Annotated in this window: 18 protein-coding genes; 9 read left to right on the top strand and 9 right to left on the bottom strand. The window is 50.6% G+C overall.

The window, feature by feature from the left end; all coding sequences use genetic code 11:
* Positions 1-17: 17 nt before the first annotated feature.
* Positions 18-1,016, bottom strand: a complete 999-nt coding sequence (locus tag OXH18_RS12210; protein ID WP_268613055.1) for a 3'(2'),5'-bisphosphate nucleotidase — start codon at positions 1,014-1,016, stop codon at positions 18-20.
* Positions 1,017-1,171: 155 nt separating this feature from the next.
* Between OXH18_RS12210 and gcvT the strand changes: the two genes are divergently transcribed.
* Positions 1,172-2,353 carry a glycine cleavage system aminomethyltransferase GcvT gene (gcvT, locus tag OXH18_RS12205; protein WP_268613054.1) on the top strand — a complete coding sequence of 394 codons (1,182 nt, stop codon included), beginning with the start codon at positions 1,172-1,174 and terminating at the stop codon, positions 2,351-2,353.
* Positions 2,354-2,433: 80 nt separating this feature from the next.
* Here the strand turns inward: gcvT and fabG are convergent, their stop codons facing one another.
* The gene (gene fabG / locus OXH18_RS12200; protein WP_268613053.1) at positions 2,434-3,198 is read right to left on the bottom strand and encodes a 3-oxoacyl-[acyl-carrier-protein] reductase; all 765 of its coding nucleotides are present in this window, start codon (positions 3,196-3,198) and stop codon (positions 2,434-2,436) included.
* A 240-nt stretch (positions 3,199-3,438) separates the two neighbouring features.
* Here fabG and trxA point away from each other — a divergent pair, with 240 nt between their 5' ends.
* Both trxA and OXH18_RS12190 read left to right on the top strand, forming a co-directional pair.
* Positions 3,439-3,759, top strand: coding sequence for a thioredoxin (gene trxA / locus OXH18_RS12195; RefSeq protein ID WP_268613052.1), 321 nt, complete (start codon positions 3,439-3,441; stop codon positions 3,757-3,759).
* A gap of 210 nt (positions 3,760-3,969) precedes the next feature.
* A complete protein-coding gene (locus OXH18_RS12190) occupies positions 3,970-4,323 on the top strand; it encodes a hypothetical protein (protein WP_268613051.1) in 354 nt (117 codons plus the stop codon).
* Positions 4,324-4,368: 45 nt separating this feature from the next.
* Here the strand turns inward: OXH18_RS12190 and OXH18_RS12185 are convergent, their stop codons facing one another.
* The 4 genes from OXH18_RS12185 to OXH18_RS12170 all read right to left on the bottom strand — a co-directional run bounded on the left by OXH18_RS12185 (position 4,369) and on the right by OXH18_RS12170 (position 8,709).
* Positions 4,369-5,868 (bottom strand): FAD-dependent oxidoreductase, encoded by a 1,500-nt coding sequence (locus OXH18_RS12185; protein WP_268613050.1) that lies wholly within the window; start codon positions 5,866-5,868, stop codon positions 4,369-4,371.
* Positions 5,858-6,961 carry a threonine-phosphate decarboxylase CobD gene (gene cobD, locus OXH18_RS12180; protein WP_268613049.1) on the bottom strand — a complete coding sequence of 368 codons (1,104 nt, stop codon included), beginning with the start codon at positions 6,959-6,961 and terminating at the stop codon, positions 5,858-5,860. Before cobD ends, OXH18_RS12185 begins: the two co-directional genes overlap by 11 nt.
* Positions 6,962-7,011: 50 nt before the next feature.
* The gene (locus OXH18_RS12175) at positions 7,012-7,290 is read right to left on the bottom strand and encodes an HU family DNA-binding protein (protein ID WP_268613048.1); all 279 of its coding nucleotides are present in this window, start codon (positions 7,288-7,290) and stop codon (positions 7,012-7,014) included.
* A 414-nt stretch (positions 7,291-7,704) separates the two neighbouring features.
* Positions 7,705-8,709 (bottom strand): pentapeptide repeat-containing protein, encoded by a 1,005-nt coding sequence (locus OXH18_RS12170; protein ID WP_268613047.1) that lies wholly within the window; start codon positions 8,707-8,709, stop codon positions 7,705-7,707.
* Between the two features lie 222 nt (positions 8,710-8,931).
* On the opposite strand from OXH18_RS12170, the gene OXH18_RS12165 reads away from it, so the two are divergent.
* The 4 genes from OXH18_RS12165 to OXH18_RS12150 all read left to right on the top strand — a co-directional run bounded on the left by OXH18_RS12165 (position 8,932) and on the right by OXH18_RS12150 (position 11,120).
* The gene (locus OXH18_RS12165; protein WP_268613046.1) at positions 8,932-9,078 is read left to right on the top strand and encodes a hypothetical protein; all 147 of its coding nucleotides are present in this window, start codon (positions 8,932-8,934) and stop codon (positions 9,076-9,078) included.
* A 316-nt stretch (positions 9,079-9,394) separates the two neighbouring features.
* Positions 9,395-10,078, top strand: a complete 684-nt coding sequence (locus OXH18_RS12160) for a MotA/TolQ/ExbB proton channel family protein (protein ID WP_290428453.1) — start codon at positions 9,395-9,397, stop codon at positions 10,076-10,078.
* Between the two features lie 11 nt (positions 10,079-10,089).
* Positions 10,090-10,665 (top strand): ExbD/TolR family protein, encoded by a 576-nt coding sequence (locus tag OXH18_RS12155; protein ID WP_268613044.1) that lies wholly within the window; start codon positions 10,090-10,092, stop codon positions 10,663-10,665.
* Between the two features lie 287 nt (positions 10,666-10,952).
* The gene (locus OXH18_RS12150) at positions 10,953-11,120 is read left to right on the top strand and encodes a hypothetical protein (RefSeq protein ID WP_268613043.1); all 168 of its coding nucleotides are present in this window, start codon (positions 10,953-10,955) and stop codon (positions 11,118-11,120) included.
* 135 nt (positions 11,121-11,255) lie between these two features.
* Here OXH18_RS12150 and OXH18_RS12145 read toward each other — a convergent pair whose 3' ends face one another.
* The gene (locus OXH18_RS12145; protein ID WP_268613042.1) at positions 11,256-11,828 is read right to left on the bottom strand and encodes a GNAT family N-acetyltransferase; all 573 of its coding nucleotides are present in this window, start codon (positions 11,826-11,828) and stop codon (positions 11,256-11,258) included.
* A 197-nt stretch (positions 11,829-12,025) separates the two neighbouring features.
* Here OXH18_RS12145 and OXH18_RS12140 point away from each other — a divergent pair, with 197 nt between their 5' ends.
* Entirely contained in the window at positions 12,026-12,946 is a 921-nt protein-coding gene (locus tag OXH18_RS12140) for a LysR family transcriptional regulator (RefSeq protein ID WP_268613041.1), read from the top strand.
* Here OXH18_RS12140 and OXH18_RS12135 read toward each other — a convergent pair.
* Positions 12,918-18,065 carry a protein kinase domain-containing protein gene (locus tag OXH18_RS12135; protein ID WP_268613040.1) on the bottom strand — a complete coding sequence of 1,716 codons (5,148 nt, stop codon included), beginning with the start codon at positions 18,063-18,065 and terminating at the stop codon, positions 12,918-12,920. The two genes, OXH18_RS12140 and OXH18_RS12135, sit on opposite strands and share 29 nt — an antisense overlap.
* 177 nt (positions 18,066-18,242) lie before the next feature.
* Positions 18,243-18,950 (bottom strand): L,D-transpeptidase, encoded by a 708-nt coding sequence (locus OXH18_RS12130; protein ID WP_268613039.1) that lies wholly within the window; start codon positions 18,948-18,950, stop codon positions 18,243-18,245.
* Positions 18,951-19,425: 475 nt separating this feature from the next.
* On the opposite strand from OXH18_RS12130, the gene acnB reads away from it, so the two are divergent.
* Entirely contained in the window at positions 19,426-22,038 is a 2,613-nt protein-coding gene (gene acnB, locus OXH18_RS12125) for a bifunctional aconitate hydratase 2/2-methylisocitrate dehydratase (RefSeq protein WP_268613038.1), read from the top strand.
* Positions 22,039-22,081: the final 43 nt, after the last annotated feature.

Here is a 22,081-nt window from a genome sequence, read left to right as displayed (position 1 = left end):
TGTTGGGCTGAGGCAAGTCAGCGTCCGATTGAGGTGGTCAGTTGCTCGCGTAGCACTTGTAGCACCCCCTCATGAATGGAACCATTACTGACCACCACGCCCTGATTAGCTTCCAGCGTTGACCCCAGCGAAAACTTCAGAGGTGCGCCGTGCATGTCGGTCACTTTACCGCCTGCTTCTTCCACGATTAATACCCCGGCCGCATGATCCCAGATCTTTTCGCGATAGTTCGGTGATTTGGGCGACGGCAACCGCAAATACAGCGCGGCTTCTCCTTGAGCGACGGCTCCATATTTGGCTTGGCTGTCCATGCGAATGGAAGATGCTTGGATGCCCACAGCTTTGGCCACAGCGTCCTGGAGATCATGGTTGCCGTGACCCGATTCCACACTTTCTACAAACCGTAGGCGATCGGCTTGTTCAGCAGTGGACACATGAATGGGTTTGGGTTCTCCACCTTGCAACGGCATCATGGCGGCTCCTTGTCCACGCACGGCTACAAACAACACCCCGTGGTCTTGTGTTGGTTGAGAAAGATCAATGGGCAAAGCAGGACACGCCAAAACGCCCACCTTTACGTCGCTATTCTCAATCAAAGCGATCGCCACTGCATATTGGTCTTGCCGCAAAAAGCCTTTTGTCCCATCGATGGGATCAAGCGTCCAATAGCGAGATCCTATGCCCCCGTTGCCGCGATCGATCCAGGACACAACCGCCTCTGGGGTTGCGTCTGGAATCTCAGATTGCACATAGTGAGTGACTTGTTGAAGACAAGTTGCCATGTCCGGTTGGCGCAATACGGCCGCGTCTTCCTCGCCGACAATTGGATCGTTAGGAAAAGCGGCGGCGATCGTGTGGCAAATTACGGCTTGTGAGCCAAAATCTGCCACTGTGACAGGACTCCGATCGTTTTTTTCGATCGCCTGTGGAACAATCTCTTGATGCACTCGCTGACATAATCGTGCAGCAGCCAACGCGGCTTGAATTGCAACCTGCTTCTCAGATTCGTAAGACATTCGGGGTTTACTTAGAAAGGTTTACATAGAAAAAACGCTGCTCACATCCTAGTCTGTTCAAAAACTTTATGACGAGAAATCTTGTGGCTAGCTCTGTGAAGAGTTTGTAAATCAGTTCGGGGTAAAATCCAAAGCAATACGCTTGCTAAATCTCTATGGCTCACATTTCTCCATCAGACCCATTGGTTCCAATTCTTCGTCGCACACCGCTCTATCCACTGCATGGGGCGCTTGGAGCTAAGCTGGTTCCGTTTTCTGGGTGGGAGATGCCCGTGCAATATAGCGGCATTGGTAAAGAACACCAAGCCGTGCGCCAACAGGCAGGCATGTTCGACATTTCCCATATGGGTAAATTTGTCCTGAGTGGCAACACATTGATCGAGCAACTGCAACGATTGGTTCCGTCCGATTTAAGCCAACTGCAACCAGGAGATGCGCAATATACGGTGTTGCTGAATCACCAGGGGGGGATTGTCGATGATTTAATTTTGTATTACCAAGGCATCAATGCGGCAGGCGAACCCCAGATAACGACGATCGTCAACGCCGCCACTACGGAGAAAGATCGCAACTGGTTCCTAACCCACCTAGACGCGGGGCAGTTGACGTTGACAGATTTATCAGTCGATCGAGTGCTGTTGGCGGTGCAAGGGCCGGCAGCAGTGGCAGCGCTGCAAACCTGTGTGCAAGAGGATCTATCGAAGGTGAAGCGCTTTGGGCATATCCAAGGAACGGTGCTGGAGCAACCCGGTTTTCTGGCTCGGACTGGCTACACGGGTGAAGATGGATTTGAGGTCATGGTCGATGTAGAAACGGGGATTGCGCTGTGGCGATCGCTATTGCTGGCAGGTGTGGTTCCCTGCGGATTGGGTGCTCGCGATACCTTGCGCTTGGAGGCGGCAATGGCGCTGTATGGTCAGGATATTGACGAAACCACGACTCCGTTAGAAGCGGGGATGGGTTGGTTGGTGCATCTCGATCGTAAAGGCGAGTTTATTGGGCGATCAGTGCTAGAACAACAGAAACAAGCAGGGGTGACGCGGCGGTTGGTGGGCTTGCAGCTTGCAGGACGCAATATTGCCCGTCATCATTACCCAGTGCGACACTGTGGCGAGCTTGTAGGCACGATCACCAGCGGCACCTTGTCTCCAACGTTAGGCTATCCGATCGCCCTGGCTTATGTACCGGCTGCCTTGTCGAAGCTGAATCAGTTAGTCGATGTAGAAATTCGCGGTAAGGTCTATCCAGCCACCGTCGTCAAACGCCCGTTTTATAAGCGAGTTGAAAGGATTTTTGAGAAGCAAACCAGTTTAAACGACGAGGCATCGCTCGGATGAGCGCAACCATGACTTCAAGCATCACCACACGCCTTCCATATTCATTGCTTGTGCTACTTACTCGCGCAAGGGTCACTCACCTAGGCCATAACCATGCCGCCATCCACATTGATAATTTGTCCCGTGATATAAGCAGCGGCCGGATCGGACGCCAAAAATCGAATTAATCCGGCAACTTCTTCTGGCTGTCCATAGCGTCCTAGAGGAATCAGTTTCAAAATCTCGTCAGCTTTAATGTCAGCCGTCATATCGGTGGTAATAAACCCAGGAGCAACGGCATTGACGGTGATACCACGGCTAGCTAGCTCTTTGGCCATGGTTTTAGTGAAGCCAATCACCCCAGCTTTGGCCGCGCTGTAGTTGGCTTGTCCAGCATTACCCATCTCGCCGACTACAGAGGTAACGTTAATAATTCGCCCCGATCGCTGCTTTAGCATGACTTTACTGGCGGCTTTGGTACAAAGAAACACCCCTGTTAAATTCAGATCAATCACTGCTTGCCAATCTTCGAGCTTCATCCGCAGCAGTAAGGTATCCCGTGCAATTCCGGCATTGTTGACCAAGACATCAAGGCGTCCCCATTTTTCCATAACCGCGTTGAATAGAGCATCGACTTGATCAGACTGGGCTACATCCGCTTGTAGGGCGATCGCGTCGCCACCCATTGCCATAATCTCTTGGACAACAGCATCGGCGGCGGTATTGGAACTGGCATAGTTCACCACAACCTTGGCTCCTTCTGCGGCTAGGGCTAAGGCCGTTGCTCGCCCAATGCCCCGTGAGGCTCCGGTGACAAGGGCAATTTGATCTTGCAAGCGCAACGAAGCAACTGGAGATGCTGTCATGAACAATCCCTCGAAACTGCACAGTTTTTAATGTTAAGACATTTGCGTGTCTCTCTACTGTCTAGAAAGTTTTTCACTAGGATTAGAGACGAACGCTGGTTTGGCGATCGAGTGATGCCAACTCCGACTGGGCTGTCAGGCGTAGCCAGGTTCGTTCTAGCGATCGTTCTAACGAGGTTGGCAACGGTTAATTCTGTTCTAATAATCTGTCACGTCCATTAGACCTACTGAAAAATTAAAATGGCAACCAAAAAGAAATTTGGCAGTTTTCGGGAGCTAATTGCTAGCTCTAGTAAGCCGGTGTTAGTTGATTTTTATGCTCCGTGGTGTGGGCCATGCCAAATGATGGCCAAAATTTTGGAAGAAGTGAATGCGCGGATGAGCCAGTCGGTGCAAATTGTTAAGATCAACACCGAAAATTACCCGGATTTGGCGTCTCAATATCGAATTCAATCGCTGCCAACGCTGGTGTTGTTTAAACAGGGGCAACCGATCGATCGCATTGAGGGAGTTGTGCCAGCCCAAAAGCTCATTGAGCGCTTGCAAATTTTAGCCTCTTAAGCGGCTCATTCCATGCCATCAGAAAAGCCCGATTCAAACCGGCAATAAATCCAAAAGGCAATTGCGGCGATGATCGTCGTCACAATTGCCTGCGGGTCGATCTTGCTATGTATAGGTTTAGTAGCGATCGTTAAATTACCCTGACGTTTTGCTCATATTCCAGTATTGGTTATTGTTTGCTTTTCCATCTGCTAGAAGCTGACCCTGCTTATGAGCACCGCATACAACAAAATGACACTCCGGTTTCCACTTTGGGCATACTTAACTCAACCGATTTTTGGCGCAGCGTTTAAATCCTTTCGTCCAAGACGGTTTTGGTATCTTTATAGTCTAGAACGGTTAGAAATAGCGTGGGTCAATAGCCCGGAGCCAAACCCGGAGGAGGTCAATAGTTTACTAGAATTTTTAGATGCTTGTTGGGCAGATGCAGATTGGCGAACCGATCCGCGTTTGAACAGAGAATTTGTGCACTATTTAGAGCGTTGTTGGTTAAAACAAATGAGCCGATCGAAAGGCATGTCGAATGCTTCAGATCCGCAGTCGGATGAAGAAACATTTTTCTAAACGGGTTGTCTAACAGTGATCTAACAACTGGTTCGTTCAGCCCTGTTAACGTCGCCAAGCAAACCAATTTTCCCAAAGTTCTTGCTGCCATCGGGGTTGACGTTGGGCTTGCCATTGGTCAAGCAAGGCGTCCAACCAGTCCGAAAACTCGATCGAACTGGCGATGGATCGATCGATGGCATGGAGGGGAAGGTGGTGCTTCATCGCCAGTGCTAAGGGACTCATCCAGTCGGTGGCATTAGCAGCTAGAATGTGTGCACCAAGAATTTCGCCGTTGGTTCGCAAAATCAGCTTACTTACCCCCGTGTCTGGTTGCCTGGAGAAATACCCGGTGCCTGGAAGTGGCGATCGTAACACCACAAGCTCCTCGCCGTTAGCTTGGCAATGGCGATGCGCCTGCGGTTCGGTTAAACCCACCCGCACTAGAGAAGGGCTAGTGCGTAAACGCCAGGGAATAGAGCGATAATCTACTGTGGTTTGGTGTCCAAACAAGATGTTTTTCAAGGCGATTGTTGCCTCATAATCTGCGAGATGCGGCAGGGAATAGCCCCCCAAGGCATCGCCACAGGCATAGACACGGGGATGAGTGGTTTGCAACGTTTGATTCACAGAAACACCGCTGGGCTGCCAGTCAACCCCGATCGCCTCCAGGTGCAAAGAACTGAAATCGAGTCGTTGGGACTGCGCGAGCAGCAAGGCATCGGCTTCAAGGGCACGATCGCCTACCTGTAGCCAAATTTGGTTTCCCAATTGTTGAGATTGAGTAATAGAAGCGTGCGTGATAATAGCAACACCTTCTGCCTCTAGCTGTGCTTGCAACCAAGCCACCACTTCTGGATCTTCAGCAGCCAATAGCCGTGGCTGATGTATTAGAAGCGTGACTTGGCAATCCAACCGATTGAACAGTTGTGCGAGTTCAATTCCGCGCAGATCATCACCCACTATCAGCAAGCTCGATGGTCGGGTGGGACAGGGTTGCTGCCATAGTGTCTCCAGTGTTCGGCAGTGAGCAGCATTCAATGATCCAAACGAAGGTGAAAGCTGGGAAGCTGCTGAAGCTAGCAAATAATTGGGCGATCGAAGCAATTGCCCATTCACTAGAAATGTTGGAGCCGCGTTTGAAGTGTGTTGCGGTTGATTGATAGTGGATGCAGAGGAAGTAGTGCGTTTGGAACGGGTCGCTGGCACAAAGTAGCCTTCGCCGATGATGACATCCACGCCTGCGGCCGCTAGCTGCCCCCGTCCTTCATCGATCGCTTCAGTAATCTCAATCGATCGAATTCGATCCATCTCATTTAACAAAGCCGCCCAGGTTTGATCGGTCGCGCTATGGGCATCAGCGAAACCACCGGACTGGTTCCCGACTTGGTATTCCAAATACCTCAATAGGTCAACTGCTGCTTGGTGCTGTGCGCTTGCTTCAACGGCAGGCAGGCGATCGGGTTCAACCAGAGCCACCCGTGCTCCCCATCGACTGGCTTTAACGGCGGCATGACGAGCGGTGAGGCTGCCACCCAGGATGACAAGGTTGTAGTCAAAGGACATAAGAACTCACGATATCGGCCAAGCCATGCAGCAGTCGTTGATTGTCTGGATGTGTACGAACCGCAACGCGGAAATATTGATCGCCTAATTCCGGGAAACTATGGCAGTCTCGAATCAGAATTTGGTGCTGTTGCAGCAGTTGTTGTTGCAGGGAAACCACCGAATAGCTAGATCGCACTAGCAGAAAATTACCTGTGCTGGGTAACGGGTGCAGCCCGGGTAACGCAGCCAATCCTTGAAAAAGCTGCGATCGAGCTTCCTCTAACCACTCCCAGGTTTGCTGCTGAAAGGGGCGATCGGATAATACCGCGATGGCGGCCGCTTCTGCCAGCACATTCACTGCCCACGGATCACGCCACTGCTGCCACTGCCGTAACCGATCGGGATGAGCCACTGCAAACCCCAAGCGTAACCCTGGCAAGCTATAGAATTTGGTGAGCGATCGCAGGATCACCACATTGGGATAGTCCTGAATTATGCCCAGCAATGATTGCTGTTGCTGAGGCCACAAAAAATCCATGAACGCTTCGTCAATCACCACTAGCTTAAAGTGGTCAAGCAGTTGCCCGATCGTTTCTACTGAGAATAGGCAACCGCTGGGGTTATGGGGATTGTTGAGCAGCAGCCCGGCAGCAGGGACAGGACGGTGGAAAAACGGGGAGAGGGACAGATCAGGGGAAGCTAACGACAGCGGACAGTTAACGATCGTTGCTCCAAATGCGTTGAGGGCACGTTGATAATCGCCGAATGCAGGCGTGAGCAGGTAAGTAGCTGACAGGTCCGCCAAATCTCGTCCAGCCCAAGTCAGCAGTTCTGCACAGCCATTACCCGGCAAAATCCAATCAGCGTCTAGTCCCAGGTCAGCAAAATTGTGCTCCGCCGCAATTGCCTGTCGCAGTGTTTGGTAACTAGGATCGGGATAATGGGGCAGAGCCTTGAGAGCGGAGTGGATCGCGGCGATCGCAGACTTGGGTGGGCCCAAAGGGTTAATGCTAGCAGAAAAGTCCAAAATGGCAAAAGGGGAACACCCTGCAAGCGAGGCTGCCCAGGTCAAGTTCCCCCCATGGGCTGGACTTCCAGATAAATCGTGCACCGAACCGTCCTATCGTCAGTCCTACCAATATGCTTGAAGACTGGCTGCCATTACTTGGGAGCAACCATCTCTTTAAAAAGTTTACCGGCAGAAAAAGCAGGAACTTTAGTTGCCGGAATTTCCATTGCTTCTCCAGTTTTGGGATTGCGACCTTCGCGAGCCTTGCGCTCTCGTGGCTCAAATGACCCAAAGCCAACCAATGTTACTTTGTCACCCTGGGAAACGGCTTCCATGATGGAATCGATCGCAGCCGTTAACACGGCATCGGCTTGCTTCTTGGTGACGTTTGCCTTCTCTGCAACTTTATCCACCAATTCACCTTTGTTCATGGGTATCTCCTTCAAACATGATTTCAGCGAACTAACAATGAAATGACAATAGAGTCGAGGCGTGAACTGTGAGGGAAGCCCAGCGAAAATCGCTGAAACTCCCATGCTCTCAAGTTTTCAATGATTTATTCTAAGGGGTCTCTTTCCAATATGGATCGTTGAAACCTTTAATTTATGTGGATTTCAGCGCTTTTTGAGAAAAGTTTATATAGTTCGGTAACAATCGCAGCAAGATAACACGCTTAAAACGTCAAATTCAGTTGATATCTTGTCCTTAGCTGAAGGATGAAGTCGAGAGGGTAACGCAAACGCTCCGCCCAACCTGGAGTGATGGCACGAAGCTGGTTCGTATGCAGTTAGAGTTGTCTCTACCACTTTAGATTGATGGTTTCCTGGTTCTTTGGTTTGTCGCCATTAGCCTTGTGACTCTTCCCCAAATATCGTTCCGTCTGGTAACGTCACCTCGAACCAAATCGTTCCGCGTTGGTTTAGATCGATCGCCATGGCCCCACGTAGGTTGGCTTTGGTGAGGTTGGCGTGCATGAGGTTCGTTGCAATCAACTTAGCGCGGCGCAGATGAGCACCCTTAAGGCTAGCAGCAGTGAAGTTAGCGTGATTAAGGGTGGCGTCGTTGAGAAATGCCCCGGTCAAGTCAGCATGGTTGAGGTTGGCTTTGGTAAGGTTGCTGTGGTTCAAATTGGCTTCTCGCAGATCGGCATAACGCAAATCGACGTGGGTGAAGTGAGTGGCTCGCAGGTTAGCGTGAATTAAGTTGGCCACTCGCAAATGGGTGTTCTGCAGATCAGCCATTGCCAGATTTGCGCCTGCTAAATTTGCTCCATTCATCTTCGCTCCGTTCAAATCGACGTGAGCTAAGTCCAACCCATAGAAATCAATGCCATTTAGATAAGCGCGAGTTAACTTGGCTCCCTGTAGCTGTGCCCCAGTTAAACAAGCCCCACTCAAGCGGGCACCCGTTAAATCTGTTTCGCGTAAGTTGGCTCCTTGCAAATTGGCCGATCGCAAGTTCACCCCTCGTAAATTGACACCCGCTAGATTGACGCCTTGGAGATTGGCTCCCCTCAAATTGACGCCGTTGAGGGTAGCGCCGCTTAACTTTACTCCCTCAAGATTCGCCTTGACCAGCCACGCTCCCGTTAGATTGGCTTTGGTCAAATCGGCATGGGTTAAGTTGGCACCACTTAGGGTAGCAAAACTCAGATCGGCCATGTGCAAAAACGTGTGAGACAAACTGGCTTGCACTAAAATCGCTCGATTCAATTGCGCTGCCCCTAACCCCGCTCCGGTAAAATCGGCCGCTGTCAGGTTTACTTTGTGTAGGCGGGCCCCTGTAAGATTTAGCCCTCTAAAATTTCGTTCGCCCAGTTCATAGTGTTTTAATAGATACTCGATATCCATGCGCTGTAAGTATGCCTCACCAACAATCGCCAGCCTTCTTCAGTAGCGTTCCCGGATTTCTGGAGGCGATCCGAACGGCTTCTGACTGTAGACATAAAACGTTACGATCGCTAAAGATGCCTGTTTCCAATTATCGAAACATTTTTTTACAATTAAAGAGCCTCCTCTAGTAGGGGAATATTGAACTCACGGAAACTCACGGAAACTCACGGAATTTAAAGAATGGCAACCATGGACGATCGCAAGAAACGAATTATGGAACACTTGGCTCGCAGCACAGGTGACTTTATCAAACCCTCTAGCTCATCGGCAGCGAAACAGGAGCGCAAGCAACAGATCCTTGATCATGTTCGCCGGACCACTGGCTAGAACCCGTATTTGATCGGGCACCCATTGAATACCCAGCCCCTTGTTTTGCCCTCCGGCGAACAGGGGGTCATTTTTTGCTGAGTGTCCTGACCTTTTCCCGGAAAGCCTGTAAGGCGTGGATATGAAAAATGCTAAATGCTAAAGCAGGATGAAAGAGAAATCAAACCAAGATTGCAATTGACTAGAATCACAAAGACGAGCCATTCATGCTTCAAGAAAGCTCTTAGAATTGAAATGCTCTGAGTTTCTGTGTTGCATTCACACCTGGTGGCATCAAAAATCTGGCATCACCACATCAAGGAGGGAAGATAAAGCAGTGAATGTGTTTGAGTTATTTGCCAGAGGCGGACCAGCAATGTGGCCGTTGCTCCTCCTCTCATTTTTATCCCTAAGTACTATTATTGAGCGGGTGTGGTTCTGGTCAAAAATTCTCACCCGTGAACGGGAAGTCGCAGGCCGGGTGTTGGAAGCGGCTCGTCGAGATTGGGGGGCTGCCGCAGAAATTGCTCGGAAATCGAATGATCAGCCGATCGGACGGTTTCTTTATTCAGCACTCGGGTTAGAGTATCCTGATCCAGAAGTATTCCAATTAGCGCTGCAAGCTTCTGCTGATGAGGAATTGGCTGCCATGCGGCGGGGAGATAAGCTCTTGGAAGCCATCATTGCTATTTCGCCCCTGTTAGGATTGTTGGGAACCGTACTGGGGTTAATTAGTTCCCTTAGCTCCATTCGACTCGGCGATCTGGGAACTGATGCCACTACTGGAGTAACGCTAGGAATTTCAGAAGCGTTGATCAGTACAGCCTTTGGCTTGATCGTGGCTATTACAACCCTGGCTTTCTATCGCCTATTTAATGGATTGATTTCCGGTCAAGTCAAAATCTTTCGCCAGTCGGGAAATGATTTGGAATTAATCTACCGCAAATCTTGGATGCCGCGCCCCGATCGCCCTGCTATTCAAGACCCCCCCAATCGAACTGTCCTTGAGGGGAACGGGTAATTACTGAAGCTATGAAGTGGAATTACGAAAATCCTGAAGAAGAAGTCCGAATTGAGCTAGTTCCGCTCATCGATGTCATCTTCTGTATCCTGACATTTTTTATCTTGGCGGCTGTCACCCTCACCCGGCAAACCGCCATCAATGTCGATCTTCCTCGCGCTAACACTGGAGCAACTCAACTGCGAGAACTGTTGATTGTTAGTGTTGATCCGATCGGTCAGACTTACATCGAAAAGCAACCTGTCTCACGCCAGCAACTTTACGATGCTTTATTGAATTTTCGTCAAACCAGTGCCGATGGGCTAATTGTGCTGTATGCTTCACGGGCTGCCAGTTACAACGATGTGGTTCAGGTACTAGATTTGCTGCGATCGGTGGGGGGAAGCCGAGTCGCGTTGGCAACGTTGCCCGCCAGTGCTGATGGACAGCCATTTCAATTACCCGAGTTAACGCCAGGAAGCGAGGCAACTCCCTCCTTACCCGAATTTGACCCAGTCAATCCCAGCCCTCTGGAGCTACCTGATCTCACGACTCCGACTATACCATCGCCGAATTCCGATTCAGGTACGAGTGACTCGACCAATTAAGCGACCCTGAACAAACAATCTCTTAGACTGTTTGAACAGGCTCAATGATGGCTCAAACTACCCTCATCCTACTCAAGTCCTTCTTTTGGGTTAGCCCACATAGCACAGAATCTATGCCATTAGGAGGACTTATTTTTTATGTGAGCTTTTCTTATGCAGAAAATGCAGAAATCTCATGCAGCCTATGCATAGCTGAAGCAAAATTGTGCTAAAAACACTGGACTTTAGGGGGGTAGATTAGGGCAGACTAGTCTTATATGTCTTGTTTTATGAAAAGCAGGTTTACGATGAGCAATACCTCCCGATCGGAAAAAACAACCGCATCCTCTGTTGAACGAACCACCGTTGGAGCTACTGATCCCACCTTCAACTTTGATCAGTGGGCAGGTGCCGTTAAGCAGCAAATGTTAGCTGCCTTAAAACGACGAGAAAGAATGCGGAGTGCTTGGGATTAAGGCGGGAGAAGCAACACACTTTCTGGGGTAGGTCTTGCCTACCCTATCAAAGTGTTACAGCGATAACAACAATCAATAACAACAATCGTAATAGGGCAGCAAAATAAATAGGGTTTCAATCAATGCGCTAGCAATTCATGAATGTACGCCTGGGGTTTCCTTCGCCTGTCGAGCGATCGCCTGTTTGTCTAGACGACACAACCGTACAGTCTCTATTATCGTAGCGCCCATTTTTTGGTAAAACTTTATGCCGCGATCGTTACGTGTTGCAACTGTCCAGTCCATTCGTTCGCAGCCACTTTGCTGAGCGATGTAACAAAGCTGCTGCATGAGTGTTTGCCCAATTCCTTGCCCACGAAATTCGGGTCTTAAATAGAGATCGTCCAACCAGATTCCTGGCTTGGATAGAAATGAGGAATAGGTGAAATAATAGGTAGCAAATCCAGCAATCGTATCCTCAATTTCAACTAACAAAACAATCTCTGATCTTTTAGCTCCAAATAGATCAGCGTGCAGGTGCTCGGCGGTGGCTGTTACCAAGTCAGGACAGCCATCATATTCGGCTTTTTGGTGAATTAGCTTCAGAATTACTGGTACATCATCGACTGCTGCACAACGAATGACAATGCGTTTATCGGTATATTTATTAAAACTGGTACCGAATTTAGTCAAAAAATTATCTTGATTACAATCATGATTAACTGTCATGTCTGCCTCCTCTGTTAGTTATTATTGGTCAATTGACAAAGAACTGGGTAATTCATAAATCGTTCTTACAATCCTTATTCACCCTAAAATCAATGCAATCGTTAAACAACGGATGGTTTAGATGGGTTGTATCGATCTCATCGATAGATCGATAGAAACAGGATTTGTATGAATGAAGAGGAAGAATGGGATGGTGTATGAGCGAAATTAACCTCAAAATCTCTCAGCTTCGAGCTTTTGTCGCTGTGGCAACTTGCCAAAACTTTAGTGCGGCTGCGCTAGACCTAGGGGTTTCTCAATCTACTGTCAGTCATGCCATTGCTACGTTGGAGGAAGAACTGGGGGTGCTGTTACTGATGCGAGGACGGCACGGAGCGACGTTAACGCCGATCGGACAAGAGATTCTTTCGGATGCGCGGCAGATCTTAGGGTTATTGGAATCAATTGCAACGAAAGCCAATCTCGATCGAGGGCTACAAAGTGGACAGGTGCGGGTGGCCGCTGTACGCAGCATTGCCACTCATATTTTGCCCAAAGTCATTGCTCAGTTTTGCCGCAAGTTTCCTATGGTTCAGGTGGTGCTGGTGGAATACGATCGTTACTTGGAAGTGGAACAAGCGCTGCGCGATGGACAAGCCGATATTGGCTTCACAGTGTTGCCCACAGCCCCGGAATTTGATACCTGGATCTTGTTTTACGATGAGTTTGTGGTGCTTTTGCCGCCTACCACTGACAAAGACGATCGACCGCTAACCTGGGAACAACTCGCTCAATTACCCATGATCATCAATCAGCGTAGTGTTCATCACAATCGGGTAGTAGATGAGCATCTAGCTCAGTTTGGTCAAACGCGACAGATTGCCTACAGGGTTCGGGAAGACTCCACCATTTCCAGCATGATTCAGCAAGGACTAGGAGCCGCTATCATAGCCCGTCTTGTGGCAGAGCCGATTCCTGACGAAATTCAGGTAAAACACTTACCCGTTCCCTTAGAGCGGGTGATTGGAGTCGCCATTTTAGCCAACAGCCTATTACCCAGTGCTACCTTCGCGTTTCTCGATGTTGCGAAAGCAGTCTGGTGTCCAGTGGCTACACCACCCGCTTCAAAGCTTCTTTAAACGCCCTAGCGGTTTTAAACTGAATCTCTGGATTATCAACCAACGCATAATCAATCACCTCAGACAGGGCTGGAGGAATGGCAACATGGCGCTGATTGATCGGCACAGGTTGGTTTTGCAGAACGGCCAGATAGGGATCTTTTCCTGTAAAGTCACGGGGATAGTTACCGGTCAGCATGTAATAGAGACAGGCAGCACAGGCCCAAACATCGACTTCAGGGCTGGCGTACCTAAAATTAACCGCCTGTTGTCGCGGCATAAACCGTGTCATGTCTACCGTACTGCCACTAGTGGATAGCCCCCCCAGCCCAGCTTGATCAAATGCCTTAGCCAACCCATACTCGGCAATTTTGGCGATGCGTGCTCCGGGAGCATAGGTCAGTAACAAGTTTGCTGGTTTGAGTGCCCGATGGACTAAAGGCAGCGTTTTGGCGCCATTGTGGTTCGTATTAGGAACCTCAATATTGTGAGCATATTCCAGCCCCTCTAGGACTTGCAGGATGATTGGCATGGCTTCATCGATTGACAAGCGCCCGCCACGTTGCTGCATCAGATCGGCAACACTGCCACCATCGCAATATTCCAGCGCGAAGAAAAACTTGCCATCCACATAGCCAGACTCTAGCAGTTTTACGATGTTTTGGTGCTGTAAAACCTTCGTGTTTTCCACTTCTTGCAAGAACAAATCGATGACTGTCGATCGTACGACGGTTTTAGGAGTCAGGATCTTCAGCGCCACTCGTTCTTCCAGTTGGTGGCTTAGCGCTAAGTACACCACCCCTGTAGTTCCGGCTCCAATTTGCCTGAGAATGGTGTAACCCTCGACTAAGGGCAAGGGAGTGTCCTGAGCCTCAATGGCATCGGATGCATTGATCTGCTCCATCGCAGATGCATGTACGGCATAATGGTTTGCCGAGAGCGATTCAGCCGCAAGACGATCGGACAGTGCTTGCGGAATCGAGACATTTGGCGACTTAGCGACTGGATTACCCAGCACGGTTTGATCCATTTGGTCTAGGGGTGGTGCGATCGAGGTGGGCATATTCGCTTCATCAATCGCGCCGTCCACTCGAACTCGAAAGACTGTCTTGCCCAGTTTAATTTCATCACCAGTGCTCAGATCATGCTCTGGAAAATTCATTTGTGCCACTTCTTCGGGCGTTTGATTGGGCAATCGCCGGCCAATCATTTGACCGTTAACATAGGTTCCGTGCAGGCTACCTAAATCGCGAATACGGATGGCAGGAGGATTAATGTCTAGCAGGCAGTGATAGCGCGAAATTGTTTTATGATATTCGTCATTGGGCAGTTGTAGGTTACAGTCTTTCGCTCGACCAATGACGCAGGTAGTGCGATCGCCAAATTCATACTCTTGTCCTTTAAGGCTGCCCTCGGTGACAGCCAGCACCACTTTTATGGTTTGCCCTGGTTCCACAACAGCCGTGGCGAAGGCCGTGTCATAGTCGGTAGCGAAGGCCGTGCGGTCTACTTTGTCTGGTTCCTCCGATCGAGCAGGAGCCAGCGAGTTTGCTGTCACCGCCATCTGAGCCAACTGTTGTCGCACTCCATCCGGTTGCAGCCAGCCAAACCCAGCACAGCTTAGCTGATACATCAACGCTCCAAAGTCCGCCTCTGTCCAAGCGGGCAATCCTTGACGGGTGAGAGCATCCGTAATTTCTTGCTGACTAGCTTCGCGGGTCTGGGGCAAGCTGCCGACGGTGGGGGTGTGCAAGGTAAGAAAAGTTTGTAAATAGGGGCGGGCTTTCTCATCCCACTTTGCGGGTGGTTGATTGGTCAAATCCCAGTCCAAAAGCCACAGTTTGCAGCTTCGATCCATTCCACCCGAGAGCGCATAACGAGCGTCGGGGCTAAAGACTGCCGATCGGATAGCTCCAGTGTGACCTTCGAGGGTTTGTAAACATTGCCCGGTAGAAATATCCCAAATCTTCAGGGTTTTGTCGTGGCTACTTGATAAGGCAAAGTGCCCATCGGGACTAAACACCACCGATCGCACCGCTCCGGTATGACCTTCGAGTGTACGCACACATTGTCCCGACGACACTTCCCATAGTTTCAACGTAGCATCATCGCTGGCTGACAATGCATAATGCCCATCCGGGCTGAATACGACCGAGCGCACCGCGTCATGATGCCCTTCGTAGTTGCACACAAATGTGCCATGCGCCACATCCCACAGCTTTAAGGTGTAATCGGCACTCCCTGATAGCGCATAGCTACCATCAGGGCTAAAGGCGACGGCATTGATGCTGTCCCGATGCCCATCCCAGGTGCGCAAACAGCGTCCGCTGGTGACATCCCACAGTTTCAATGTACAGTCGGCACTCCCTGATAGCGCATAGCTACCATCAGGGCTAAAGGCCACCGCATAGACAGCATCGGTATGTTCGCGTAAGGTGCGCAAACAACTGCCAGTCATCACCTGCCACAGCTTCAGGGTGGTATCGCTGCTGCCGGACAAAGCATAGTTGCCATCGGGGCTGAGGGTAATGGCATTGACCCGATCGCGATGGTCTTCAAAACTGCGCAGTGCTCGCCCCGTGGAAACTTCCCACAGCTTAATAGTGCCGTCACCGCTAGCAGACAGGGCATAGGAACTATCGGGACTGAACACCACTCCATAGACTGCATCAGCATGGCGATCGAAACTGGACAGTTCCCAGCCATTTGTCAGATCGCGGCGCGGTAAGTAGCGATAGAGACTGAGCCAAGCATCCAGCGCATCGGAACTGCGATTATAGCCAGGCTGCGATCGAGCTTTGCGCAGGTGTTGTGCCGCACTGATCATATCGCCTTGCTCACGGGCCATTTGAGCCTGTGCCAATTCTTGCCCATAGGACTGATTGCTGGATACCACCATCTCCTGGGTTTTTGACTGCGATAAGCGCAATGGAGCCTGGTATGGTAACGTGTTGCAGTTGACTGCCCATAACCTCACCTGTTCAGAATCTGCCGCTAGGGCATAGGCCCCATCTACACTAAGGACAACCGAGCGGATTGGCTGTGTATAGCCTGTCATCGTGCGTAAACAGCGACCTGTGGACACTTCCCAGAGTTTAACCGTCGTATCGTCACTGCCAGAGAGGATGTAGCGGCCGTCTCGCTCAAACACGGCCGTTCTCACCCACAGTTGGTGTCCATCGAAGGTGCGAATAATTCGATCGCTCGACACTTCCAACATCTGCATAGGGCTACCAAACAAAATGCAGTAGCGATCGAAGTTATAGAGCGTCGAGGTGGCATAGGCGGTATGCCCTTCAAAGGTGCGAACACAGCGACCCGAAGCAATTTCCCAAAGTTTCAGGGTTTTGTCATCGCTGGCAGACAAGGCATAGCGTCCATCGGGGCTAAAGGAAACCGAAGACACACGACTGCGATGACCTCGGAATGTACGCAGGCATTTCCCGGTCGTCAATTCCCAGAGTTTTAGAGTTTTGTCATCACTACCCGATAAAAAGTAATAGCCATCGGGGCTAAAGGCGATCGACTGTACCGCCCCCCAATGTCCTTTAAACGTGCGGACATAGCTCGTAGTGACGATTTCACATAGCTTGATAGTTTTATCCCAGCTAGCTGAAAGAATGTAGTTGCCGTTAGGACTAAAGGCCACCGAAGATACTCCAGCTTTGTGGCCCCGGAAGGTGCAAATACAGCGGCCGGAGGCGACATCCCACAGTCGCACGGTTTTGTCGTCGCTGCCCGTAATGGCATAGCGGTTATCGGGACTCAACGCCACAGAGGTGACATCCCGGTGGGCGTACTGCTGCAACTGCTCCGAGTCTGGTAGATGGCGGGCTGCTAGTCGCGATCGCTCCCGGGCGGCCGCAAACGTCGCATCTACCCGTTCCGATCGGACACCAGCCGTGCGGAGAGTTTCCAAGATAGACAATGCTGTTTGGTAATCGCCTTGCTCAAGGTAAATCAAGCTTGACAAGTAATCAACATTCCAATCGGCTGGCTGAGTTCGACTGGCTTGCAGTTGCGTCAAGAGCGCCGTGTCATCTTTCAGTTGCCCCGATCGCCACAGCACCAGCCCACGGTTATACAGTGCTTCTTGATGCTGCGGTTGAGTTGCAAGAGCTTGTTCCCAAAGCTGCACTGCTTCCTCATGATGGCCCAAATCCCACAAGGCCACCGCTCGATTATTTAGCCCATCTGCCCCATGCGATTCATCCGGCAGTTGCCGACCATAGCTTTCGCCTGTCACCTGTTGATAGACCTGCTGAAGCGACTGGGCCACATCCAACATCGTGTGAGGCCGCTCATCCGCATTTTCGCGAAAACACTGCTGCAATAGCGCCACCACAGGAGCGGGCATTCGCGGCAAATGCCACTCGTGGTTGGATTGAAGATAGCGATCGAGGGTTTGTGCGGCCACCACCCCCGATGTCCAGGTGCGCTTTCCAGCAAACATTTCCAGGACTGTCAAGCCCCAACTCCATAGATCCGAGCGCCGGCTCAACACCGTTTGACTGGCTTGTTCGGGTGAGCAATAGGCGGCCGTCACCACGCCCCGATTTTCCGTCAGCAGGGTATTGGCACCCCCCAAGTTTTGTCTGACGCTGAGGCTACTGGCGATTGCGTTAGCATTGACCAAGCCAAAGTCTGTGATCTTAGCCACACCCGTAGAGCCAATCAATACATTTTCGGGTTTGACATCTTGATGAATCACCCCGCGATCGTGGGCATAGTGCAACCCCCAAGCCAACTGAATAGCAATGTCCAGAAGGCGATGCAGCGATCGAGTGGTGCCATCAGCATACAACTGCCGACTTTGAATCCAATCATGCAAACTGCCCCCGGCGACATACTCAGAAAACACTAGAGGACTATTATTCACCCGTCGCACATAGTAGCAACTAACAATGTGGGGGTGCGTCCCTAATTGAACCCAGGCGTCGATATCTTGCTCAAACTGATCAACCCCTAACGCTTCTACAATTGCTGGTTTTGGGCTTTTAACAACCAGATCGATATCCCAGCCCAAATGTCGGATCTTGTACGCTTCGCCAAATTCACCTTGACTCAGAATGCTGATTACTTTGTACAAGTCTAAGATGACATCGCCAGCCTGCCATTGCCCGCCAATCCGATTTAGCATAGCTAGGAACTTTCCTACCGTTGCATCTAGGTATACTCGTTGCTCTCTACTCTAACACTTGTACAAAGAATACAGAGAAATCCCGGAAAGTACCGAAACTGCGTTGATCAAGGCTTTGGGAAGATAAGGATGAGGAGTGAGACAATTACCGACTCCCAACTTCCGACTTCCCATTCCCTAATTTTCCACAATCACGGGTGTTCCCATATCTACCATCTCGTACAACTGTCGAATGTGTTCATTAAACATGCGCACGCAGCCGTGGGAAGCCGCTTGCCCCACAGACTCGCGGTTAGGTGTGCCGTGAAATCCAATGTAATTTCGCCCGTCTGTCCAGAAGCCGATCCAGCGATCGCCCAAGGGGTTATCTGGCCCTGGCGGAATTTCTTCTCCGGTGAAGGGGCTGATCCAACCAGGATCTTGCAGCATCGAAATCACTTGATAGCTTCCGGGCGGCGTCTCCCAACCGGGTTTTCCAACGGCCACAGGATAACTTGCCTTCACCTCGTCTCCTTCATAAACAAACACGCGCCGCTCACCTAAATTCAGCACCAAGCGCATGGTTTGGGCTTCGGGCAAAATCGGCTGAATGTCAGGCAACTCTGGAATAGAGAAGCCGGGATGGAGGCGTAGGCTTAATTGAGACGATCGTGCCCCTTGAGAGGGAGCTACCGGAGTTGCGTCTGGTTCTTCAGCGATCCCCGCCAGAGTATCCGTTGCTTGAGTATCTGTTGCTTGAGCCACTCTAGGGACAGAATGGATCGAGAGCCAAAGCGCGATCGCGCCCCAAAAATATAGCAATAACTGGGTTTGCCCCCGTCGGCTAGCAAGACTATGGGGGACAACACCCTGAATTGCTGAACATAACCATTCGCGAACGTTCACTACTTTTACCTCAACACCACAACTGGAGCGCATTTGATAGATTTTTGATAGATTTTGGTAGGAGTGTGTCCACTCTACTGACTCATATCTTGAATCTGCATCTTTAGTCTGCCCTATGGTAAAGACGGTTCCAGCATGGCTGTCAAGTTCTCAGTCTTTAATAGCAGGTCAACAAAGCAATGGAAGAATTAACTCAACGAACTGTGCAGCAAGCTACCGTAGAAATGTAGATCTATCTATAGAGTGTGGTCAAGTAACACCTAGTTAGCCTAATCAGCTAGACCAAGAATTTGGGGTAAAGTTTCCAATCGTCATACTCATTTGACGGTTTGGCAATGCACTGGGGCGATCGTGGAATGACTGAATCTCCTGATCTCTCAGATGGTTATCGTTTATTTCCGTCCACCCAAGATTTAAAATCTAGAGGCTGAAATTGGCTGGCTACAAAGTTTTGCTGCCTGAAGAGGTATAAGAAATGTTGGAATCCTATCGGAATCATGTTGCAGAGCGATCGTCCCTACACATTCCGCCTTTGCCACTCTCTGCTGAGCAAACGTCAGCTCTATGTGAGCTTTTGAAAGATCCTCCAGTAGGCGAGGAAGAAGCCCTTCTGTCCCTGCTGCGCGATCGGATTCCTCCAGGGGTCGATCAGGCGGCGTATGTGAAAGCCGGATTTTTGACAGCCCTTGCCAAGGGTGAAGCCACCAGTCCCCTAGTGTCACCTAAGCAAGCTGTAGAGCTATTGGGCACGATGATGGGTGGTTACAACGTCCAATCTCTAGTAGATTTGCTGCAATCTGACGATGCAGACTTGGCGACAGCCGCTGTAGCTGCCCTTAGCAAAACGCTGTTGGTGTATGATGCCTTTCACGATGTCCTGGAGCTAGCCGAGAGCGGCAATGTCTATGCTAAACAAGTCGTCGATGCATGGGCTAATGCCGAGTGGTTTACCTGTCGCCCCCAACTGCCTGAATCGATTACTGTCACCGTATTCAAAGTTCCTGGTGAAACCAACACCGACGATCTTTCCCCGGCTCCTCACGCTACCACCCGCCCCGACATTCCCCTACATGCGACTGTAATGCTAGAAAGCCGCATGCCAGGTGCGCTAGAAACGATCGCTCAACTGAAACAGAAGGGCTATCCAGTGGCCTATGTGGGGGATGTTGTAGGGACTGGTTCCTCGCGTAAATCGGCCACGAACTCAGTGCAATGGCACATCGGCGAGGATATTCCGTTTGTGCCCAATAAGCGCACAGGTGGCTATGTACTGGGTGGCAAAATTGCCCCAATTTTCTTCAACACTGTAGAAGATTCAGGCGGGCTGCCGATCGAATGCGATGTGACAAAGATGGAAACAGGGGATGTGATCACGATCTATCCCTATAAGGGCGAAATCACCAACGACGCGGGAGAGGTAATTTCCACCTTCACCCTCAAACCCGATACCATTCTGGATGAAGTGCGCGCAGGTGGTCGCATTCCTCTCTTAATTGGTCGAACGCTGACCGACAAAACTCGCGCCGCCTTGGGATTGGAACCAAGCACCGTCTTCACTCGTCCCCAGATGCCCCCCGATTCTGGAAAGGGCTTCACCCTCGCGCAAAAGATGGTAGGAAAAGCCTGTGGATTGCCGGGCGTGCGTCCGGGCACCTACTGCGAACCAATGATGACAACGGTGGGTTCTCAAGACACCACTGGCCCTATGACTCGCGACGAGTTGAAAGAATTGGCCTGCTTGGGCTTTGGGGCAGATCTAGTCATGCAAAGCTTCTGCCACACAGCAGCCTATCCTAAACCCGTGGATGTCAAAACCCATCATGAATTGCCCGATTTTATTACCTCTCGTGGTGGAGTTTCTCTGCGACCGGGGGATGGCATTATTCACTCTTGGCTGAATCGGATGCTGCTGCCAGATACGGTGGGCACGGGGGGCGATTCCCATACGCGCTTTCCGTTGGGGATTTCTTTTCCGGCGGGATCGGGACTAGTGGCGTTTGCAGCAGCCTTGGGCGTGATGCCGTTAGATATGCCGGAATCAGTACTAGTACGGTTTAAGGGGACGCTGCAACCCGGTGTAACGCTGCGCGATATTGTCAATGCCATTCCCTATGTCGCGATTCAGCAAGGTAAACTCACTGTTGCTAAAGAAAATAAACAAAATATCTATTCGGGAAAAATTATTGAGATGGAAGGCTTACCTGATCTGAAACTAGAGCAAGCCTTTGAACTCACTGATGCAACCGCAGAGCGATCGGCTGCGGGTTGTACTATCAAACTTAGCCCTGAAACCGTGGCGGAATATCTGCGATCGAACGTGGCGTTGCTGAAAAACATGGTGGCACGGGGCTATGGTGATGCTCGAACCATTTTGCGGCGAGTGTCCAAGATGGAGCAATGGCTCGCGAATCCGGTGTTGATGGAAGCCGATGTCGATGCTGACTATGCTGATGTAATTGAAGTCGATCTCAATCAAATCACAGAACCCTTGGTAGCGGCCCCCAATGATCCCGATAACATAAAGCTGATGTCGGAATGTGCAGGCGATCCTATCCATGAAGTCTTCATTGGCTCCTGCATGACTAACATTGGTCACTATCGCGCAGCGGCCAAAGTCTTGGAAGGAGCGGGCCCTGTGAAAGGACGCCTATGGATTTGTCCCCCTACGCGCATGGATGAAAAGCAACTACGCGAAGAAGGCTATTACGGCATTTTTGCTGCCGCTGGGGCCAGAACCGAAATGCCCGGCTGTTCCCTCTGCATGGGCAATCAGGCGCGAGTGGCCGATGGTGTAACGGTGTTTTCGACCTCGACGCGCAACTTTAATAACCGCATGGGCAAAGGTGCACAAGTGTATTTAGGTTCGGCAGAACTGGCGGCTGTGTGTGCCCTTCTGGGACGCATTCCTACGATCGAGGAGTATATGGAGATCATAACCAATAAACTCGATCCGTTTGCCGCCGATCTGTATCGATACCTCAACTTCGATCAAATTCCTGGCTTTGAAGAGGAAGGTCGTGTCATTCCTCTCGAAGCAATGCCCCGAATTGAGGACGTGCTTGGAATGCCAGCCATAGCAAACCGTTAACCGAAGGGCGAGTGGAATGCAACGTCCACTGTTTTACTTTTGT

Origin of the sequence: Thermocoleostomius sinensis A174 (assembly GCF_026802175.1) — a bacterium.
Taxonomy (GTDB): domain Bacteria; phylum Cyanobacteriota; class Cyanobacteriia; order Elainellales; family Elainellaceae; genus Thermocoleostomius; species Thermocoleostomius sinensis.
This window is presented reverse-complemented; position numbering and strand designations above follow the sequence as displayed.

Excerpts from the sequence above, each read along its gene's own strand:
- OXH18_RS12210 (WP_268613055.1), bottom strand. The coding sequence starts at position 1,016 with ATGTCTTACGAATCTGAGAAGCAGGTTGCAATTCAAGCCGCGTTGGCT.
- gcvT (WP_268613054.1), top strand. The coding sequence starts at position 1,172 with ATGGCTCACATTTCTCCATCAGACCCATTGGTTCCAATTCTTCGTCGC.
- fabG (WP_268613053.1), bottom strand. The coding sequence starts at position 3,198 with ATGACAGCATCTCCAGTTGCTTCGTTGCGCTTGCAAGATCAAATTGCC.
- trxA (WP_268613052.1), top strand. The coding sequence starts at position 3,439 with ATGGCAACCAAAAAGAAATTTGGCAGTTTTCGGGAGCTAATTGCTAGC.
- OXH18_RS12190 (WP_268613051.1), top strand. The coding sequence starts at position 3,970 with ATGAGCACCGCATACAACAAAATGACACTCCGGTTTCCACTTTGGGCA.
- OXH18_RS12185 (WP_268613050.1), bottom strand. The coding sequence starts at position 5,868 with ATGTCCTTTGACTACAACCTTGTCATCCTGGGTGGCAGCCTCACCGCT.
- OXH18_RS12175 (WP_268613048.1), bottom strand. The coding sequence starts at position 7,290 with ATGAACAAAGGTGAATTGGTGGATAAAGTTGCAGAGAAGGCAAACGTC.
- OXH18_RS12170 (WP_268613047.1), bottom strand. The coding sequence starts at position 8,709 with ATGGATATCGAGTATCTATTAAAACACTATGAACTGGGCGAACGAAAT.
- OXH18_RS12165 (WP_268613046.1), top strand. The coding sequence starts at position 8,932 with ATGGCAACCATGGACGATCGCAAGAAACGAATTATGGAACACTTGGCT.
- OXH18_RS12155 (WP_268613044.1), top strand. The coding sequence starts at position 10,090 with ATGAAGTGGAATTACGAAAATCCTGAAGAAGAAGTCCGAATTGAGCTA.
- OXH18_RS12150 (WP_268613043.1), top strand. The coding sequence starts at position 10,953 with ATGAGCAATACCTCCCGATCGGAAAAAACAACCGCATCCTCTGTTGAA.
- OXH18_RS12145 (WP_268613042.1), bottom strand. The coding sequence starts at position 11,828 with ATGACAGTTAATCATGATTGTAATCAAGATAATTTTTTGACTAAATTC.
- OXH18_RS12140 (WP_268613041.1), top strand. The coding sequence starts at position 12,026 with ATGAGCGAAATTAACCTCAAAATCTCTCAGCTTCGAGCTTTTGTCGCT.
- OXH18_RS12135 (WP_268613040.1), bottom strand. The coding sequence starts at position 18,065 with ATGCTAAATCGGATTGGCGGGCAATGGCAGGCTGGCGATGTCATCTTA.
- acnB (WP_268613038.1), top strand. The coding sequence starts at position 19,426 with ATGTTGGAATCCTATCGGAATCATGTTGCAGAGCGATCGTCCCTACAC.